The organism is Prosthecobacter sp. (assembly GCF_044226605.1).
Lineage (GTDB): Bacteria > Verrucomicrobiota > Verrucomicrobiia > Verrucomicrobiales > Verrucomicrobiaceae > Prosthecobacter.
Genome location: NZ_JBGAGS010000003.1, coordinates 334,059 through 355,095, shown reverse-complemented (window position 1 = coordinate 355,095; position 21,037 = coordinate 334,059). Strand labels below are relative to the sequence as shown.

8 protein-coding genes are annotated in these 21,037 nt (G+C 61.0%); 4 read left to right on the top strand and 4 right to left on the bottom strand.

Annotated elements, in window-relative coordinates:
* Positions 1–10 precede the first annotated feature (10 nt).
* Positions 11–2,176 carry a DUF1549 domain-containing protein gene (locus ACILSO_RS05845; RefSeq protein ID WP_395736436.1) on the bottom strand — a complete coding sequence of 722 codons (2,166 nt, stop codon included), beginning with the start codon at positions 2,174–2,176 and terminating at the stop codon, positions 11–13.
* Between the two features lie 188 nt (positions 2,177–2,364).
* Between ACILSO_RS05845 and ACILSO_RS05840 the strand changes: the two genes are divergently transcribed.
* Together ACILSO_RS05840 and ACILSO_RS05835 are read left to right on the top strand one after the other, a co-directional pair.
* Positions 2,365–5,163 (top strand): zinc-dependent metalloprotease, encoded by a 2,799-nt coding sequence (locus tag ACILSO_RS05840; protein WP_395736435.1) that lies wholly within the window; start codon positions 2,365–2,367, stop codon positions 5,161–5,163.
* 118 nt (positions 5,164–5,281) lie between these two features.
* Positions 5,282–6,616 (top strand): carbon-nitrogen hydrolase family protein, encoded by a 1,335-nt coding sequence (locus tag ACILSO_RS05835; protein WP_395736434.1) that lies wholly within the window; start codon positions 5,282–5,284, stop codon positions 6,614–6,616.
* 77 nt (positions 6,617–6,693) lie between these two features.
* Here ACILSO_RS05835 and ACILSO_RS05830 read toward each other — a convergent pair whose 3' ends face one another.
* Complete coding sequence (locus tag ACILSO_RS05830) at positions 6,694–7,560, bottom strand: tetratricopeptide repeat protein (protein WP_395736433.1); 867 nt, start codon at positions 7,558–7,560, stop codon at positions 6,694–6,696.
* A gap of 62 nt (positions 7,561–7,622) precedes the next feature.
* Positions 7,623–17,378 (bottom strand): Ig-like domain-containing protein, encoded by a 9,756-nt coding sequence (locus tag ACILSO_RS05825; RefSeq protein WP_395736432.1) that lies wholly within the window; start codon positions 17,376–17,378, stop codon positions 7,623–7,625.
* Positions 17,379–17,762: 384 nt separating this feature from the next.
* On the opposite strand from ACILSO_RS05825, the gene ACILSO_RS05820 reads away from it, so the two are divergent.
* Positions 17,763–19,793: a DNA gyrase/topoisomerase IV subunit A gene (locus ACILSO_RS05820; RefSeq protein WP_395736431.1), complete on the top strand. Its 2,031-nt coding sequence runs from the start codon at positions 17,763–17,765 to the stop codon at positions 19,791–19,793.
* 288 nt (positions 19,794–20,081) lie between these two features.
* The gene (locus ACILSO_RS05815) at positions 20,082–20,333 is read left to right on the top strand and encodes a hypothetical protein (RefSeq protein ID WP_395736430.1); all 252 of its coding nucleotides are present in this window, start codon (positions 20,082–20,084) and stop codon (positions 20,331–20,333) included.
* An 84-nt stretch (positions 20,334–20,417) separates the two neighbouring features.
* Here the strand turns inward: ACILSO_RS05815 and ACILSO_RS05810 are convergent, their stop codons facing one another.
* Positions 20,418–21,026, bottom strand: coding sequence for a hypothetical protein (locus ACILSO_RS05810; protein WP_395736429.1), 609 nt, complete (start codon positions 21,024–21,026; stop codon positions 20,418–20,420).
* Positions 21,027–21,037: the final 11 nt, after the last annotated feature.

Here is a 21,037-nt window from a genome sequence, read left to right as displayed (position 1 = left end):
GCGTGAGGGATTACTGGACAAAGAGGAACTGGGAACCGGTGAGCAGCGCGTGGGTGACGTCGGCGACGGCCTTGTCGCCACGCTCCTTGATGACGCCGTCGAGCACGGCCTGCTCGTTGGCAGTCGGTGCGCGGCTCAGCAGGGCCTGATACAGGGTCTTGATCTTTTGGGCGGGTGAATCGGCCTTGGCGATGGCCTGATTGAGCTTGGAGGCCGGGTTGTTGATCACGTCAGCGGCGGGGCCGTTCAGCAAGGTGAGAGCCTGCGGCACGGAGGCGTCGTCGCTGGCGTTTTGAATAAGCTCGCGATCGCTCTGGCCGAAGGTGCGCAGGAAGGTGCCGGGGCGCGCAGGGCTGGGCTGCTCCGAGGCACGGGAGGTCAGGCCCAGGCCATCCTTGCGGCTGGTGCTGCGCTGATAGGCCTGCATGAATTCCTTGCGCTGTTCCTTGGTCATCGACTCGAGCGTCTTGCGGTCGATGTCAGGGCGCTGCTCCTTGGGCTTGTTGCTGGGCTGGTAGCCTTTGCGGAGGTCATCCGCGCGCTCCTTGCCGAGCAGGGCGACGAGGATGTCCTTCTCGGTGGATTTGCGCAGGGCGCTGGCTTCTTTGGCGAGCTGCTTGGCGGCGGCGGTGGTGTCCACGCCCTTTTCCTTCTCAGCGGCGAGCTTGGCCTTCATTTCGTCGATCCGTTTCTGATTGGCGTCGAGCTTGGCGCGGCCGTCCTTGGCCACCTTCACCAGACCTTCAGCGCCCTTGGACTTCACCGTGCCGAGGAAGGAAGAGAGATCGTCGAGGTATTGATGCAGGCGTGCGTTCTCTTCATCGACGGTGTCATCGACATTGCCTTTGGAAAGAGTGACAAAGGAATCCCAGATCTGCTCGGCGCTCATGCGGCGGAGCACCGGACCGGTGAAGTGGTAGGTCTCACCGGCGGGCACTTCCTGGGCGGTGGCGGCGCGCTGGTAGGTGTCGGTATTGTAGAGCACGCGCAGGAAGGATTTGAGCGAGTAGTTTTTCTCGACCATCAAAGTGCTGAGGTAGTCCATCAGCGCCGGGTTGCTGGCGACGGTGCTGTCGGTGATTTCATCGACAGGCTCGATCAAGCCGATGCCGAAGGCCTTCTTCCACATGCGATTGGCAATGACGGTGGTGAAGCGCGGATTTTCCGGGCTGGCCATCCAGTCGGCAAAGGCCTGGAGCTTGGTCTCGCCGGGCTTGGCTTCGGCGTCTTTGCCAAACATGGTCTTGGCCTCGATCTTCTGGCCGGGCTTGGCATCAGGGTACTTATAGTCAGAGGGGAGGCTGGGCAGCCTGCCGTCCTGCCACTCGGCGCTGGTGTAGCGCAGGGGTTTCATGACGTCCTGCATGGCGCGTTTGACCTGCGCCAGGTCTTCCCGGCTGATCTTGGAATCATCGGCCTTGCGCTGGGCCGCATACTTCTCGCGGTAGGCTTTCTTCTCCTCGTTGGTCATGGCCTGGATGGCCTTTTTGTCGAGCTCGACGTTTTTCATGGCGTCGGTCTTGAAGTCGAGACCGCGGCTCTTGGTGTCCATGCCGTAGGTGAAGGCGGCCATGTGGTAGTAGTCCATCTGGGACCACTTGTCGAAGGGGTGGTTGTGACACTGGGCGCAGACGATGCTGGTGCCCAGAAAGACCTGCACGGTGTAGGCGAGGTGGTCGAGCTTGTTCTCATCCCGCTGCCAGAAACCGATGCTGCCGCTGTCCCACACGCCGCCGTCGGTGGTGAGGAGGTTCTTCACGAACTTGTCATAGGGCACGTTTTCTTTGACCTGCTTCTTGAGCCACTCCTCGTAGGCCTCGGCGGTGATGCGGCCCTTCACATTGTCCGTCAGGCGCAGCACGTCGGCCCAGTAGTTGAACATGTGGCTGGTGTAGCCATCGGAGGCCAGCAGCATGTCGATGAGCTTGAGACGTTTCTCAGGGTCCTGAGATTTCATGTAGGCCTGCGCTTCGTCCAGGGTGGGGATGCGGCCGGCGATGTCGAGATAGAGGCGGCGCACCAGCACTTCATCGCTGGCGGGCGGGTTGGCTTTGAGACCGGCTTTCTGCCAGTCCTGGCTGAGCAGTTGGTCGATTTTCTGGCTTTCTGGCAGGTTTGCCGCTTGGAGCGTCGCTGCTGAAAGTAAGCTCGCGAGGAGAAGGCGGGGGGCGTTCATAGTGGGGGGCGGAAGGGCTTCCTGCCGCGAAAACGCAGGCTTAGAGCCTATCTTATCGCAAAATTGATTATTTGAGTTTTCGGCCCTTCAGCGGCGCACTTCACAAATTTATACAATGATCTCGCAACTGAGACGTTGTGTTCGGTAATATCAGACCCCTGATGCCGTCACCAGCCATTTCCCTGATCATGTCCCGCCGCCTCTTGATTGCCTGCTCAGCCCTCATTCTGCCTCTCACCAGCCTTACTGCCGCCCCCGAGCGCAAGCCCGAACCGAAGCCCGCTCCCGCAAAGCCGGAGCCTGCCAAGCCGGAACCGAAACCGGAGCCAAAGCCCGAGCCCAAACCCGAGCCTGCGAAGCCTGACCCGGCGAAGCCCGAGCCGAAGCCGGAACCTGCGAAGCCAGAGCCGGCCAAACCGGTGCCCGCGCCGACGCCTCCCCCTGCCCCGTCCAATCCGCCAGCGCCTTCCAATCCACCTGCCGCGCCTGCGGCTCAGGTCCAGGGACCGACGCATACGCCACCGCAGACGAACGCAATTACCCGCAGCGATGACAACAAGCCGAAGCGCAAAAGCGTGGCCGAGTTCACCAAGGGCTTCAAGCGCATCGACGGCCTGTTCCGCACCTACTTGGATTTTGAGCATGGCAATCCCTGGCTGTTTGTCTCCAAGTCGCAGCTCGGCCCTGAGTTCATCTATTTCAATCACAGCGTGGACGGCCCCGTGGCCTCCGGTCACAATCGCGGACGCTACGGCGACTCGCTGGTCTTCAGCATCCGCCGGATCTTTGACCGCATCGAGCTCATCGAGCAAAACACCAAGCTCTACTTCGACCCGCAGAGCGCGCTGAACAAAGCCAACCGGGCCAACACTAGCAACGCCATCCTCACCAGCGAGGCCATCATCGCCGAGGACGAAGAGGGCTACCTCATCCCCTGCACCAATCTTTTCCTGCGCGAAAACCTCACCCAGGTGAAGTTTGGCAGCATGGGCGGAGACCGCTCTGTGCTGGGCAAGCTCTCCGAAGCCAAGACCAAGGTCCTCCGCATCAATGGCTACCCGAAGAACACCGCCATCATCACGGAGTATGTGTTTGAAAACCCCACGCCCAGCTGGGAAACGCAGGCCGATGTGGCCAACGCACGCTACATCACCGTGCAGGTGCAGCACACCCTGATCGCCATGCCGGAGAGTGATTACAAGCCGCGCATGGACGACCCGCGCCTCGGCTATTTCACCCATCAGGTCACGGACATGACCAGCACCGATGCCGCGCCCTACCGCGACGTCATTCACCGCTGGCGCCTCGTGAAGCAGAAGCCCGGCACCGCGCTGAGCGAGCCTGTGGAGCCCATCGTGTTCTGGATTGAAAACACCACGCCCGTGGAGTTTCGCGACACCATCCGCACTGCGGTGCTGAAGTGGAACGAGGCCTTTGAAACCGCCGGCTTCAAAGACGCCGTCGTCGTCAAGCAGCAGCCCGATGACGCGAAGTGGGACGCGGGAGACATCGAGCACAATGTGCTGCGCTGGACCAGCAGCGTGGCCCCGCCCTTCGGCGGTTACGGCCCCAGCTTTGCCAATCCGCGCACCGGCGAGATCCTCGGCGCGGACATCATGCTGGAGTACAGCTTCATCACCAAGCGCCTGCTGACCAAGAAGCTCTTCGCCGATCTCGGCGCGGCGGCGGAGCCTGCGCCGGGCCAGACCAAGGCCTTTGATCCCAACTGCTGCGATGCCTGCAACAACGCCCGCAACAGCCTCATGTTTGGCCAGACCATGCTGCGCCTGCAGAAGAGCGACCGCGTGGAAGTGGACCGCATGATCAAAGAATCTCTCTACTACCTCTGCCTGCATGAGGTGGGCCACACGCTGGGGCTGAACCATAACTTCCGCGGCAGCACGCTGCACAGCCTGAAGGACATCCACAATGCCGAGCTCACCGAGAAAACCGGCCTGACCGGCTCCGTCATGGATTATCCGCCGGTAAACATTGCGCCGAAGGGCGTGAAACAGGGCCAGTATTTCACCACCAAACCCGGTCCCTACGACCACTGGGTGATCAATTACGGTTACAGCGAATCCTTGGAAGATCCCGTCGAAGAAGCAAAGCGCCTCGAAGCCATCGCCGCGCTCTCGCACAAGCCTGAGCTGTCCTTTGCCAATGATGCCGATGACATGCGCGCCCCTGGCAAGGCCATCGACCCGCGCGCCATGCTCTATGACATGAGCAGCGATGCCATCAGCTACGCCGAGCAGCGCTGCGAGATCGTGCGCGTGGAACTGGCCAACATCATGAAGGATGTGTCAGATCCGGGCAAGAGCTGGCAGGAAGTGGCGCAGGCTTTTGCCTCCCTGACGAAGGAAGCCAGCAGTTCGCTGAACGCGGTATCCCGCTATGTGGGCGGCGTGTATGTCGAACGCCCCGTGCAGGGCCAGGCCCCGAACGTGACCCCGTTCAAACCGGTCGAGGCTGCCAAACAGCGCCAGGCCCTTGCCGTGCTGGCCAAGTACGCCTTTGCCCCAAATGCCCTGAGCGCGCCGCCGGAGCTCTACACACATCTGCAGCTGCAGCGCCGCGGCTTTGACCACCACGACGAAGGAGAAGACCCCAAGCTGCATGAACGCGTCTTCAGCATTCAGCGCGCCCTGCTCGATCACCTGCTGCATGCGCGCACCCTCCAGCGCATCGAAGACTCGACCCTTTATGGCAATCAAGTCCCGCTGGATGAAGTGATGGACTCCCTCACCACCGCCATCTGCACGGGAGACGATCCCGCCAAACCGGTGAGCATCATGCGCCAGAACCTCCAGCTGGACTACATCAACCGTCTGCTGAACGTCGCTCACAACGGCGGCTACTATCATGCCGTGCAGAGCGTCGCGCTGCTTCAACTGGAGCGCATCAAAGGCATGACCTTTGCCAACTCCCCCGCCCACCAGCTTGCGATCAAGTATCGCATCCGCCGTGGGCTGGATGAGAAGTGAGGGTAATCACGCGTCCTTGTCGAATCGGAAAGCTCTAGATCTGAGGGAGCTTTCCGCATTCCGTTTTGCTGACCGGCGCTAAATCGGCCCTGCCGCAGCGTATTCATGTCCCTCCACCATGAAAACGTTGCTGCCGCTTCTCTGCCTGTCTCTCACCTCGTGGTCTTGGGCCGCGGATCTCAAGGCGGAATGGGATCTTTGGTCCCCACGCATCGAAGCGATGCCAGAGGGCAACATGAACGTGTCCGATCCCCCGCATCCTGAAGAAACGCTGACTTTGAAAACCGGCGAGGGGGAGCATTGGATCGGTGCGTGGACCAAGACAGTCCCCGTCAACGGCGGCATGCACTACCGCTTTTATGCCCTGTGCAAGTTCAGTCCGATGGAAACGCCGCGCCGCAGCGTGTATGCGCGCATTCTCTGGCAGGACGAGAAGGGCAAGCCTGTGACCTGGGAAGAACCAGCGAAGCAGGGCTACGCCAAGGGCACCATCCCACGCGCCGAACCTGAGTACCCGCACATGCCTCTCGCCGAGGCCAATCAGTGGACGACGTGCGACAGCGTTCTCCGTGCGCCCGTGAAGGCCAGGCAGGCGAAGATTGAACTGTACCTTCAGTGGGCGGCGAATGCCCGTGTGGACTGGAAGAGAGTCTCTCTCTCCGAAACGGAAGCCCCTGCCCCGCGCAAGGTGCGGCTGGCTGCGGTGCATCTGCAGCCCAAGGAGGGCAAGAACCCTGCCGACAAACCACCGCAGTATGCGCCGCTGATCGCCGAGGCTGCGAAGCAGAAGGCGGACTTTGTGGTGCTGGGTGAAACGCTGACCTACTACGGCACCAACAAGACCATGGAACAATGTGCGGAGCCCGTGCCGGGGCCGAGCACCGAGTACTTTGGCAAACTGGCCAAGGAGCACAACCTGTACATCGTGGCCGGGTTGGTGGAACGCGAAGGCAAGACTCTCTACAACACCGCCGCGCTGCTGGGACCCGATGGCGCGCTGGTGGGCAAGTATCGCAAGATCACGCTTCCACGTGGCGAGATCGAGGCGGGCATCACTCCCGGTCATGATTACCCGGTGTTTGAAACCCGCTTTGGCAAAGTGGGCATGATGGTTTGCTACGACGGTTTCTTCCCGGAAGTCGCGCGCGCGCTCACAGTCAAAGGCGCGGAGGTCATCGCGTGGCCGGTGTGGGGCTGCAATCCCATGCTCGCCGCCGCACGCGCCTGTGAAAACCACGTGTACATCGTCAGCAGCACCTACACAGACGCGCGCAAAAACCAGTGGATGATCTCCGGCATCTTTGACCACTACGGCGATGTGCTGGCCAAGGCCGATGTTTTTGGCACCCTGGCCATCGCGGAAGTTGATCTCAATGAACCCACGCACTGGAACAGCCTTGGTGACTTTAAAGCACAAATTCAGAGCCACCGTCCGCCGGCGCTGAAAGAGTGAGTTGATGTTCCCTGTGTAACCGTTGTCGTTTGTTCCATGGCGGGCCCCCGGCCCAAGTTGGACGTCCCCATATTCACCTATTTTGCCCGCCTTTTGATCCGCCCTGCGTTGATTGTATTCCGCAAATCTTGCAATTCGTACGATACTTCAGACAGCCAAGGTTCCATCTCAGGGGTGTCTGCCTGCAGCCACTCGATCTCACGCACAAATTCCAAGGCTTCATTCCGCTTGCCCTGAGATGCGAGGCACATGGCCAGCTTGCCCATGTTCCGCACCAACATCTCTGCATTGCGCTCGCCCTGCTTTTGAACAAGAGCCTTCACCACGGAACGCAGTTCAATTTCAGCCTCAGGGTATTTTGATTGCACCACCAGTTGATCCGCAATTCTTGACTGGGCGTGCAACACCTGGAGATCCTCTTTTCCCAAAGTAGCGACCTGCTTCCCGTACTCCCAACGCCACTCCCGCTCCTCCGCTTTTGACCGGGTCAAAATCTGCATCACTCGTGCCACATCTTTCTGAAGCGATGTTGTCTCCGGCTCGTCCGGACCCATGACTCGCTGATAGACCTTCAACAGAATCTGATACTGCTCCGCAGCTTTCGCAAAGCGGCCTGCCTGTTCTAGGTAATGCGCCAGTTGGGTGCGACAACTTACCGCTTCGGGATGCTCTGGCGGCACGTATAGCAGGAGCAGATCTAGCAGCTTCCGAAGATTCGCGTCCTCGTTCACAGAATACTGCGGCATTCGTCCCACCCAAAATTCGTAGCGCTTGCTTTCCATCCCTAAACACTCGATCTGCAGCAACTCATCCAAGGTGGGCATGCGCACATGTCTGGACGGGGCGTGAGCGGCGTGTGCGCGACGATGCTCCACAAAGAACGCACCAAGGCCCATCAGCAGCAGGGTGTGAATGCAAAGCGTCCGGTAGAGCGTGAGCTGCATGACACCGCGAAGCGTGGCAAACCACCAGACGAATGGCAAGTCTAAAAAGCGCTGTCATCCCCTCAAGGGGCGGGGATCATCCACACCGGCCGGTTCGCCTTCGCCTGGGCTTTGATGAAAGTGGCTCTTCCTGCCCGCAGCAGCAGGACGTTGTTTTGGGAGGCCAGAGTGGCATCTCCGCTGGAGATCCAGGTTGGAGTGAGCTGGCCCGCCTTCTGAAACAGCCAGTATCCGGCATAGCCGCTGCCAACCACGGCGGCGTCTCCCTTCCAAAGCTGCAACTGATCGGCGCTCGAAATGCTTGTGGAGGAGACGAATGCACTCGCGGAGATCATGCCGGCCTGCGCAGGCGCCACGTCGAGCGGCCAGGGATTGGCGAGCAGATTGTAGCCCGCCTGCAATGGCCGGGCAAAGGCAGTGGTGCGTACACTGCCGGTGGCAAGCAGGGGCGCGGGGGAAGCATTGGCGATCTGCAGCATCACGCCCGTGCCTGGCGGAATGAGGGTGTCGTTGACGCTCGCAAGCGGTGCGCCGTTTTGCACCCAGCACCGCACGCCGCCGGAGGCATAGATCCAGCAGGTGTTGTACCCGGTGGAAGTGTAGAACAGGACCTGATCCGCACTGGTCGCCTCGGTCGAGCCTTGGAACTGCCATGGGTCAAACACGGTGCCCAGGGTGCGATGCGGACGCATGCTGACACGGGCGCCCGACAGGCCAGAGATGGCCGAGGCCGATAGCGTGGTGTTCGGTGAATCATCCGCAATGGCACACTCCGCAGCGGTGATGCTTTGAAGTTCGATGCGATGCCCTGCCTGCGGACCGCTGACAATCTCAAGGTAGTAATGCTGCGCTGGATCCATGGCAGACACCAGCGCATCCTGCTCGCTGAGGGTGATGCTGTTGCCGCTGGCCGAAGTGACCGTGCCGGCCAGCAGCACATCGTTGCAGAGATTCAGACCATGGCTCTGCGTGCCCGGTTTCAAAACCACCTGCTGCCATGCTACCGGCGTGCTTGCGGACGTTCCACCCAGCGTCTGCGTGACTCGCAGGCGGACGATGCCCCGCGCAAGACTCTGGCCGGGAAGATTCTGAAGATCTGGCCAGGTGATACGCTCCCAGCCGGTGCTTTGAGTGACCACGGTGGGTGTAACGATCAGCGGGGTCCAGTTCACGAGATCACTGCTGCTTTCGAGCGACAGCGCAAAGAGGCTCTGACCCGAAGGATGAAGAAGTGTGGCATCCACACTGCTGCCGTTTCGGGTGACCAGTTGCAGTCCCATTCCAGGCAGTGTGATGCCACTGGTGAGGGAGGTGCCAAACGTCGTCTCAAGCAGATCTGAGGCACCATCGCCATCCGTGTCTGTTTTGGCGAGATTGTAGCCGAGCGAGATCGTCACTGGGATGACGGAGGTGAGGGTCAGGCTGTTCGCCGAAGAGGCGCCACTGGCCGGAGGCGGATTGACGAGCCACTGGCTTTGCGGGATCACCTCGCGCACCTGGCTTGGGCTTTCCCACAGCAGACGCGCCGTGGCACCGCCGGTGTTCTCGTAGTACTCCATTACCACAGGCACGGTCACTCCCGCCTGCAGGGCGATCACGCCGTTGTTCCAGGTGTCGCCATGGTTGTTCCAGTCATTGACGACCTGCTTGCCATTCACCCAAAGGCGCACGCCGTCATCAGTCACCGGGATGATGGTGTAGGTCTGGGAGTAGCGCGGAGTGATGTAGCCATGCCAGCGCACGCTGAAGCCATCCGCAGGAATGCGCGCATCCGGGCTGCCGGTGCCCCAGGTGTTGTTGATGGTGGACTCCACGCGCGTGAAGCTGAACTGCTCGAAATTTTTGCCGATGTAATAATCACCCGTAACTCCGTTCGTTGTCACCGCTGGCGCATAACTGACGGTGATCAAATTGGACGCCGTGTTTCCATTCCCCGCGGCATCCTGTGCCACTCCGGCGGGGATTTTCACGGTCACATTGCCAGATGCCGCAGGCGTCACGGTGGCGGACCATATGACTCCGGTGAAGGAGAGCGCGGTGACGCTGCCATTGGTCACGGTAAATTCCGAAGCGAGCAGTCCGCTGACGCTTTCGCTGAAGGTGGAGGTGACCACGAACGGCCCTGAGACACTCGTGGCCGCAGTGGTCAGCACCACGGAGGGCGGCGTGGTGTCGAGCGGTTGATACGTCACGGAGAGAAGATTTGAAACGGTATTGGCCGCGCCGGTGGCATTGGTGGCGGCGCCAGCCGGGATGCGGATGGTGACAGTCCCTGCAGCAGTCGGCGTCACAAGAATGCTGTAAGAAGAAGAACTTCCGCTGAGATTGGAGGCGACACCATTGGTGATAGTGAAGTCGTTCAACGCCACGCCGGTGACGGGGAGGCTGAAGACGGCATTCACGGTGAAGCTGCCGGTGACCGTGGATGTTGCGGTGCTAAGCGCCACCGTGGGCGCGGGAAGAGGTGCCGTGTAGGTGACGCTCAGTGTGTTGGAGATGAGGCTTGGGTTGCTGGCGAGATCCAATGCTGCGCCGGCGGGCATGGCCACGGTCACAGCACCGGTGGCAGCGGGAGTGATGGTGACGCTGTAGATTTTGCCACTGCCGCTGAGATTTGAAGCGGCTCCATTGGTGACGCTAAAGCCGCCCAAAGCCACGCCGGTGACGTTTTCGCTGAAGGTGGCGCTGACCACAAAAGGCGCGGTGACGCTGCTCGCAGGTGTGGTGAGCGCCACCGTGGGCGGCGTGGTGTCGGGTGGCTGATAGGTGACGGAGAGGAGATTCGAAGCAGTGTTGCCCGCGCCAGTGGCATTGATAGCGGCATTGGCGGGAACAGTGATGGTCACAGGGCCTGCTGCGGTGGGTGTCACGAGGATGCTGTAGTTTGCTGAACTGCCGCTGAGGTTTGAGGCGACGCCGTTGGTGACAGTGAAGTCATTGAGAGCGACGCCGGTGACGGGCAGGCTGAAGACAGCATTCACGGTGAAACTGCCAGTGACGGTGGATGCTGCGGTGCTGAGCGCCACGGACGGCGCGGGCAGCGGCGCGGTGTAAGTGAGGCTCAGGGTGTTTGACGCCAGGCTCGGATTTGAAGCCAGGTCCGCCGCAGCAGCCGCAGGCATGGCCACGGTGACGGCACCATTGACCATGGGTGTGATGGTGACGCTGTAGGAGGCACCGCTGCCGGTGAGCGCGGAAGCCACGCCATTGGTGACAGTGAAATCTCCCAGAGCGACTCCCGTGACGGCTTCGCTGAAGGTGGCGTTCACCGTAAAGGGCGCGGAGACATTTGACGATGCGGTGGCAAGCGTCACGGATGGCGGTGTGGTGTCCGGCGTGGTGCTCACACTGATGAACTCCATCCAGTTGAAGTTCAGATTGCCATTGGGGAACTCGATGCGCACGACTGCAGGGCCTGAGGTGGGCACATTCAAGCCGGTGACGGAGTACGTCTTCCACGCATAGTAGCCAGTGCCGTTGGTGAGGCTGAGCGTCGTGGCCAGGGTGCCATTGATCAAAACACGGACCGGCACCGGGCTGGCAAACGGAGTGCCAGCACGGAAGTTGAAGTTGTAGGTCCCGGCGGAAAGAACCGTGGTGTAACGCAGCCATTCTCCTGAGGTGATCCAGCCAATGGAGGGCGTGCCGTCGGTGTCCTGCGAAGGCTCGATGTCCACGCCCGTCGTGCGATAGTGCAGACCGCTGACGAATTCGCCGAGATTGATCTCCTCCGCATCGTGATAGGCCACGCCTTCACCGCCTTCGTCGAAATCCTCCGCCTGAATCCGCAGCGGCTGTCCTGTGATCAGCGGCGCATAAGTCACAGGAAGCACGCTGGAGGCGATGCTGAGATTTCCTGACGTATCCTGCGCCACTCCCGCAGGGAGAGACACGCTCACGGTCCCCGCCGCCGTAGGGATGATGGTGGCGGACCACACCAAGCCAGAGGAGGTCAGGGAACTCACGCTGCCATTGGTGACGGCAAATTCGGAGGCCAGCAAGCCGGTGACCGTTTCGCTGAAAGTGGCCGTGACCACAAAGGGCGCGGACACGCTGCTGGCGGGAGTGGCCAGCACCACCGTCGGCGGCGTGGAGTCCGTGGGAGCATAGGTGACGGCGAGCAAGTTCGAGACTGAGTTGCCGAGGTTCGTGCTGTCCGTGGCAGAACTCGCAGGAATGCTGACAGTGACCGCACCCGGGTTGTTCGGTGTGACTTTGAAGGTGTAGGCGGCTCCGCTGCCGCTGAGGGTGGTGGCAGAACCATTGGTCACGACGACATCGCTGAGCGTGAAGCCGGTGGCTGAGGCATTGAAGGCCACGGAGACATTGAAGGCACCGGTCACGGTGGTAGCACTCGTGCTGAGCGCCACGGTAAAGGGCAGCGGCGCGGTCGTGGGAGCGTCATCGATGCTGCCGACAAACGCAGCCAGATTGGCCAGATCCGTGGCGCTGAGCGTCACGCCATTGTGCGCGGTGATGGCGTCTGAAATGGTGGCGGCGGAGCCATCGTGCAAATACGGTCCCGTGGCCCAGGTGCCGCGCAGAGTTGGTACGTCGAGGCCAGTGAGTGCCGCACCGAGACGCTTGCCGCTGGAGGGTTTGAGGGTGCCGATGTTGGCAAAGACATTGAGGGCGCTGTTGGTGAAGTTCACGCCGCTGTGGCAGGACGCACAGTTTTGAGCGCGGAAGATTTGCTGGCCCGCCGCGGCTGCCACGCTCAGTGCGCCAGCCGTCGTGCGGTTCGGGCTGCTTCCATTCGTAGTGAGAGATTTCACATACGCAGCCAGCGCATCGAGGTCCGCGCTCACCCCCGCCTTGGGATCTCCCAGCGGCTGGTTGCGCGTGCCGGTGTTGAACTGCGTGTCGGTCATGAGACCGGTGCCTCCGGCCAGAGTCCTGATTTGTCCTTCGAAATCCTGCACTTCATCAAAGTTCCCCGTCCAGTGCAGCATGCCATGGTTGGCGTGGCCCTTCAGCGTGATGGTGTTGCGCAGACCTTCCCCGAAGCCGGTGAGGTCCCACACGCGGCCATCCTGCCCGCCGTCATTGTGGCAGACGGCGCAGCTGATGTACTGCTGCAGGGCCAGGCGTGGGTCCTGCGCATCATAAAAGAGCTGCTTCCCCTGAAGCACCTGAGCAGTGAGTTTTTCCGTGGTGACGGCGCTGAGCGTAGCCGTGGTCACCGGTGCCGTATTGCCGCCCTGAGTGATGGCGTGCACGTCATGCACCGTGATGGAGCGGTCCATGAAATTCTGCACATAGAGCGTGTTGCCATCCGGCGAAATCACGACGCCCTGCGGCGCGCGACCGGCCGGCACGCGGATGATTTCCTGATGCGACCAGGCATCGATGATGGCGACTTCGCGGCTGGCTTCCATCGCCGTGAAGAGATAGATGCCGAAGGGATCGTAGGCTGCCGCGCTCGGCATGCCCGCGTTGTCGATGTCCACGCGCGAGGCGAGATTTTCCGTCTGTGCTGTGAGGTCGATGCGGGACACAATGGCACGCACGCTGTTTTCATGGTTCAAAGGCAGGCCGTCGCGAAAGACTCCGCGCTGAATGTTGTCCTGCTTCGAAGGAACCCATGCGGAGAGGCCGTCCGGCGAGATGACCGCTGCACCGAGATAGTTCGGCAGCCCGCGCGCCGAAGTGGAGGTGTCTGCCGCCGTGCTGGGATTGAGCAAAATGGTGCGCTCCACGGCCAGCGCCGCTGTGCCAATGACGACCACCTGGCCTCCTGCGCCCGTCAGCAGCGGCGTCCCGGTGTTTTCTCCAGACACACGCGGAGTGATGAAGCGGGAGGCGTACACACGCGCGCTGTCCGCGGAGATGGACAGATGCCGCACCGGCCCTCCGGCATCCACCGCAGCCAGCTGTGCGCCGGTGCCAGGGTTCAGCTTCAGTACGGTTCCCGTGCCCTCCAGCGCCAGCCATGCGGCCGTGCCTGCTGGATCAAAGGCGAGGCCAAACGGCCGCGTGCCAGACGGGAGCGTGACAGTGGCGGCCACCGCGCGCGTGCCGGTGTTGATGATGCTGACGGTGGCGCTCTCCACATTCGTCACCCACAGCCTGCCATCCGGAGCCAGGGCCAGACTGCGCGGCGAAGTGCCCACCGTGATCTCCGCATATCGCGCACGCGTCACCACATCAAAGGCAGTCACGCTGTTGTTATCCGGATTCACACACCACACGCGGTCGTTCCCCGTGGCGGGATGTTCATAGACGATGCTGCTGGAGGCCGCAGGCTTCAGCGTGGTCAGCGCTGCATACACCGCCTGGTAAAAAGTGCTTGTGATGGTGATGCCAGTGTCATCGGTGGCCGTGAGCGTGACCAGATAGCGGCCCGGCCCGGCATACGTGTGCGTGATGCTGGTGGTCGTGAGCCATGCAGTCTCGGGTGTGCCATCGCCAAAGTTCCATTTGTAGCGTGGATTGACGCCGTTCGCGGATTGTGCGGTGAAGGTCAGCGAGCTACCCGTGGACCTCGGCGTGGCCGCCAGCGGCTGCAACGTGAGACCCGCGGAGACATTCCAGGTAAAGCTGGCAGTGCCAGGAGCGCTGATACCATCGCTGGCACGAACGGTGACGCTGTAAGTGCCTGCCGCCGTCACAGAGCCGGAGATGACGCCTGAAGTGGTGGAGATCGTCAGGCCTGTGGGCAAACCGGTGGCGCTGAAGGTGATCGGATCATTCTCGGGATCGTTGGCCACGACTGGCAGAGACACCACCGCATTGAGGAGCGAGGTCTGCGCACCGGGATCGGTGAGCTGCGGGGACTGGTTCACCACGACGATGGTGTTGGCGTGGCGCAGATCACGCAGCGCCAAAATGTCCGCCGGTGAGAGCGGCGCCTGATGCAGTGTGACCTCGTCCACCGCTCCCGCAAAGAAGGAAGTTCCAGGACTGTCCGCTGCACCGACGACGAACGGTTTGGCACCGTTTGGCACGTAGGTGCCGGTGTCTTCATTGACGAGCGTGCCGTTGATGTAGAGTCTGCGCACGCCGGTCAAGGTCTGCCCCGTGGCGCTTGTGGTTCGAAACGTGGCCGCCACATGCGTCCACTGCCCCACGGTGACGGCGCCGCCTTTCAAGCCCGAAGCATCTGCGCCGGTGCGCAACTGCCAGAAACCATCCGCCGTGACCCACAGGCCATAGCCCTTTTTGGTGCCGGTGGATTCATCCCGCGACGCGAGAATGCAGCGCACCGTGCCCAGCGCCGCATCGTTCCGCACCCACGCGGCAACAGTGAAGTCATTGGGATTCAAAGCCGCATTGTAGGGCATGACGACGCTCTGCGTGGTGCCGTTGAACTGGGCGCTGCCGCCCGTGCCTGGATTGCCGCTGAGTGCAGGATTGTTCGGCGTGGTGTTTGCGCCGCTGGACGTGCCATTGATGGCATAGAGGCTCGTCGCCGTGGACTTCACTTCGCCCGCCGTGCCGTTCCAGCTTGCTTCATCGAAGTTCCACGTGACCACCGGATTCTCGACCGGCAGATAAGGCGAGAGATAAGTGCCCGCGATGACCGCCACCGCTGTGTCTCCTGGCTTCATCCAGCCGACGGACAGGTGATCATCACCCGTGCCATCCTTCATCAGGGCCTCGATGTAGTAGCGTTTTCCGGCCTGGAGCGTGATCTGGGCGGAAGCCTGCTGCGGGTACCACGTCCACGTCTCCGGCGGGCACCATGCTGGCATGCTGGCGATCTCGACGGCATTGGCCGGATTCGCGTCCGTGCTGAGTCTCAGGCTCGACTGGTCATCACTGGCGATGTAAAAACGATACTGCCCCGTGACCGGCACGTAGAGGAATCCGCGCAGGCGCTGGCCGGTCTGGTCGTCCCAGTTCGAGGGACCTTCAAAAGAGCCGAGCATGTCGCGCCCGTTGGGATTGGCCGGAAACAGCGTGTTGTCAGTCAGGCTCGCGACGGTGATTCCATTGATGCTGGTCCAGTATTCGCGCATGATCTGGCCGGTCCCGAGATTGGGCAGCAGCACGATCCAGTTAAAGGAAACAGAGGTCACCTGCCCTGCCGCGCTCACCAGGATGGTGCTGCGATAGGTTCCCGGCGTGGCCGTAACGCTGCCGGAGATCAAACCGGTGCCTGCATCGATGTTCAACCCCGCGGGAAGTCCGCTGGCAGTATAGCTCAGCGCTCCGCCCGTGGCGCTCGCATTGATGGGCAGAGAAACCACGCTGTTTTGATTTACGGTCTGTGTACCAGGATTCGTCACCACCGGCAGCGTGGCATTCGTCACCTGAATGATGCGCGAGACGGACCATACTCCATTCGCATCCACGGCAAACATCATCCAGTAGCCCGGGGTCAGCACATTGATGCTCGAGGGCGCGGTCACGGCATACACGCCCGCCGAGGGGCTGGTATGCGTGAAGCGCACATGGCGCAGGCCGGTGCTGACCGAATGCGTGAGTGCCGACATGCTGATGGCGCTGAAGTACTGCACGCCGTTGCTGGCATTCACGGTAAACACAGACGCGGGACTGATGCGGTCCGGCGCGGCGGTGATCACAGGACGCACGGCGGGCGTGCCATCCGCGTTGAAAAGCTGCGGCGGTGTGAAGACCTGCGCATCCTGATGATCTGTGAGCGCATCTCCGGAAAGGCCGCCACCACCGGACCACACACGGCCATCGGGCAGCAGCATCGCCAGGGAGTGGTAGTTTCGCGGCACGCTCATGTCCGCCACCACACGCCATTGCCCGGTGGTGGGATTCCAGATTTCCGGTGTCATGATCGCGCCCACATCGCTGAAAAACTCACCGGTGCTGTTGCCGCCAACGACCATCACTTCCCCGTTTGGCAGGATGACGGAATTGGAAAACGAGCGCGCATTCGCCATCGACGCCGTGGGGGCGGTCACCGGCGTGGCTCCATTGAGATCCACCGTGAAAGCCTTCGTCACGACGGTTCCATCATCGATCGCCTTCAACCCGCCCGCCACGATCACCTTGCCGGGAGCATACATCGCCCATGCCCCTTGTTTCGGGTAGTGCGTACCGGGAATGCTGGCTCCAGCGGCAGTCATCGCCCCTGTGCCCGTGGCCGTGATCCAGTCCAGCGCCTGATGCGGACCAAAATGCGCCACACGGCCGTCCGGCGCCACGAGGAAGAAAGGGTGCCAGTTCGTTTCAATCGCGTTGGCGATGGGAGGGTTGGCCACCGCCTGCCAGTTGATGCCGCTCATGCGCCGCCAGCCAGAGCTGGCATTCCATTGCTCGATGGTGCCATTGCCATTCGCGCCCGCATTTCCCCCGGCGGTAAGCACCTCGCCATTAGGCAGGGAGATGCTCGTGTTGTACCAGCGGCCGTCGGCCATGGTCTGCGCCGGCACCCATTCATTCGTGCGCCAGTCAAACAAACTCGCCAGCGCCGTGGTGCCATTGATGCCATTGCCCCCGCTCACCAGCAGACGCCCGTCCTGCAGCAGCGAGAGACCGCCGCAGAACATGTCGTGCCTGCCGTTGTTGATCTCGGTGAAAATGCCCGTGGCCGGATCCCACACCGCCGCATAAGTAAACTGCGGGCCGTCAGGGAAAGTCGTGCGCTGATTGGAGGCAAAGGTCAGCAGCCTGCCGTCTGGCAGCAGCGCCGCGGAGGTGGGAATGTGCGGCGTCCAGGGAATGACGCCGCCCCAGCTGCCTTTGGTCACGTATTCGGTGGGCGAAACAACTCCGATATTCAGCACCACGGCCTCCGCCATCGGTGCCAGGCGCGCGGCTTCCGCCAGCAGCGCATCCGCCTCAGCATGGCTGCCCACATCGGCCCGCACCTCTGTCGCGGCAAGCAGCAAGAGAGGCATGCAGAGTCCACCCATGAAGCATCGCCCCGCCCCTCTAAAAAATTCGATTATGCGATTCATATTTGCACGATTTTTCAAAGTTGGAACAAGTGACCAACCCCCGTGCGGGACAATTCAGTAGATTGTAAATGAGCTTTTGAGCCCTGAACCTTTGGCAACTCCTGACAATCGCGACGCCCGGTAGCGTCCAGCGCCCGGGCGGTATCAGAAGTAGCTTTGGACTTGGTGTCCCCCAGACCCAGTCCCCCTTCCCCTCGGACACCTGCCGTACGGAGCCTGCTTCCCGCCCTGAGACAAATTTTCGGTTTGCGCAGGGCCGAATGAGTTCCTAATAGAACCGTTTGCTCAGCAACCTGTTCATCTGCACTCTGTCTCTTTCCAACCGTGGCCAAAAAATCCTCCAAAAAATCCGCTGACGAAGCCTACTCCCCCATCCTTCCCTCCGCCGCGCCGGTGGAGCACAAGCCGGTGGACACGCTCTATGGTGACTGGTTCCTCGATTATGCCAGCTACGTCATCCTGGAGCGCGCCGTTCCCCACATCAACGACGGCCTGAAGCCGGTGCATCGCCGCATCCTCCACAGCATGGACGAGCTGGAGGACGGCCGTTACAACAAGGTGGCCAACATCGTCGGCAACACGATGAAATACCATCCGCATGGCGATGCCTCCATTGGCGATGCCATGGTGCAGCTGGGCCAGAAGGACCTCCTCATCGACACCCAGGGGAACTGGGGCAACACGCTCACCGGAGACAACGCCGCCGCGCCGCGATACATCGAAGCACGCCTCTCCAAATTTGCGCTGGATGTCGTTTACAGCCCCAAGGTCACCGAATGGGTGGCCTCCTACGACGGCCGCAACAAGGAGCCCGTCACCCTGCCGGTGAAGTTCCCGCTCCTGCTCGCGCAGGGCGTGGAAGGCATCGCCGTGGGCCTGTCCTGCCGCATCCTGCCGCACAACTTCATCGAGCTGTGCGATGCCAGCATCGCCGCGCTGCGCGGTGAGGAGGTGGACCTGAAGCCCGACTTTGCCACCGGCGGCACCATGGACGCCAGCGACTACAATGGCGGCCTGCGCGGCGGACGCATCCGCGTGCGAGCGAAGATCGAGGAAGGCGACAAGAAAAACACGCTCGTCATCACAGAGATCCCCTTCAGCACCACCACGGACGGCGTGCGGGACAGCATCGTGGCCGCCAACGACAAGGGTAAAATCAAGATCGCCCGCGTCGATGACAACACGGCGGACAAAGTCGAGATCGTCGTGCAGCTCCCGCCTGGCACGGATGCGGAGCAGACCATCCAGGCGCTCTACGCTTTCACCGATTGCGAGGTCTCCATCTCGCCAAATGCCGTCGTCATTCAGGACGACAAGCCGCGCTTCCTGGGCGTGAACGATCTGCTCAAGGCCAGCGCCGAGAACACCAAGAGGATCCTCGGCGAGGAACTCGGCATCCTCCTCGGCGAACTCAACGAGAAGTGGCATTTCAGCTCGCTGGAAAAGATCTTCATCGAGAACCGCATTTACCGCCGCATCGAAGAAGCTGAAACCTGGGACGCCGTCATGGAGGCCATCTGGAAGGGCCTCAAGCCCCACCTCCATGTGCTCAAGCGCGAAGTCACCAATGACGACGTGGCGCGCCTGACCGAGATCAAGATCAAGCGCATCTCCAAGTTCAACAGCTTCGAGGCCGACGAGCACATCCGCGAGCTGGAGGAGGAGATCGACCAGGCCGAGAAGTTCCTCAAGGGCCTGACCAAGTACACCATCCGCCATTTTGAAGAACTCAAGAAGACCTACGGTGCCGGACGCGAGCGCAAGACCATCATCAGCGGCTTCGAGCGCGTGGCAGCAGCAGAAGTCATCGTGCAGGGCGAGACCTTGTACCTCAATGCCAAGGACGGCTTTGCCGGCACCAGCTTGAAGCGCGAAGGCGAACCGATCTGCAAATGCTCCCCGCTGGACGACGTGCTCTTCTTCACCCGCGAGGGCAACATGACCGTGACCAAGGCTGCCGCGAAGTTCTTCGTGGGCAAGAACCCGCTCTACGTCAATCTCTTCAAGAAGGACGAAAGCGCCGTCTATACCATGATCTACCGCGACGGCCGCCAGGGCAGCCTCATGGCCAAGCGCTTCCGCATCGGCGGCGTCACCCGCGACAAGGAATACGTCCTCACCAAGGGAACGCCTGGCAGCAACGTCCTCTACTTCATCCGCCACGAAACCGAGGAGGACTCCAACGCCCAAAACGTCGTCGTCCACCTCAAGCCCGCCCTGTATCTGCGCAACCTTTCCATCAAATTCCCCTTCAACTCCATCGCCATCAAAGGCCGCGAGTCCCAGGGGAACATCATCACCAAGCACGCCGTCGATCGCGTGGTGCGTGAGCCGAAGTCCGGAGAGACCGCCTAAAATACTGGTGAGCTTCAGCTCACACTGGAAAGCGCCGCGCCTTCCAGAGTGAGCTGAAGCTTTCGGGTGCTTCTCACCGGCTGCATGCCATGCGCCGTTCGAAAGCGGCGGCTATCGCTGCCGTACCCCTGAAGCCTCGTTGCCATCCAGTGGATGCTCGGGCCTTATCCTCGTGGCACAAACCATGCACGTCCGTTCATTTCAACGTGGACTCCGCGGGAGCCAGCCCAACCTAGCTCGGACTCCGGTGTCGGATAAATCACAAGCCAACGATTGAGCGGCTCGCCCGTGCCCTTCCATCTGCCGGAGTTGTCGGGCGGTGAACCATCCTGCCACCTGACCTCCTTGGGATTTCCCCAATCCAGTCCAGCCTTCCTGACGAACTCATTGGCGGCGGCAACGACCGTCGAAGTCGGAGTAGATGCCGACAAGGAAGCAGCGGATGCTTCCTTCTTCTGCTTTGCGGCACTGGAACAACCTGAAAGGGTGCCCACCAAAGCAATCATCAAAATCCAGGCCATCGTTTTCATTGAGTCCTAAGGAGTAACATCTGAGGCAGTGGCCCTGAAAACAAGACAAATGTGGCGTCCTTGCATTAGACCGCAAAAGCATGTCACCACTTGGTCAATTCATCACGGAAATGCGGCATGGTCTCCAAGTTTTGCATTTCTTGCAAATCGCAGTCCAGCCTGCTCTTCCACACTCGCCTGCCCATGTCTCTGGGGAGCTTGAGAAGTAAATCCATTCCATGGGAGCCAGGCATTCAAGGCATTTGGGGTAATCATCAGGCGGCTGGCCGGCATTCCCAAATGCTTTTATCTTCCCGCTAAGAACGGCCTCGATTTCTCTCCATTCGTAGGGTGGGCCGTGGTGGTTGCTCCAATTCTGGTCCTCCTCCATTTTACGCATATCATCAATGGTATAATGACGGTCACCGCCGTGCGAGTTCCATGCATCAGCCCACTCTTGCAGCCTTTGCTCTGTGGATATGTGTGCTCTTTCGAGATCCAGTGTTTCCTCAACCACCTTGCCCAGCAGCTCTTCCACCAAGTAATAAGTCCAGGATTCCCGAAGATGTTCGGGCAATTTTTTGCAATACTTCCGATGATCGACCGCATCCCACATTTTCTGAAACCGGTCTTTGAGGTCAGCGTCACCGATCAACTCCCCTTCAAACCATTCCAAGATGCGCTTCGCACCCTTCTCCAGTCCGATTACTCGATAGCGTGTCATTTTGTGTTTGG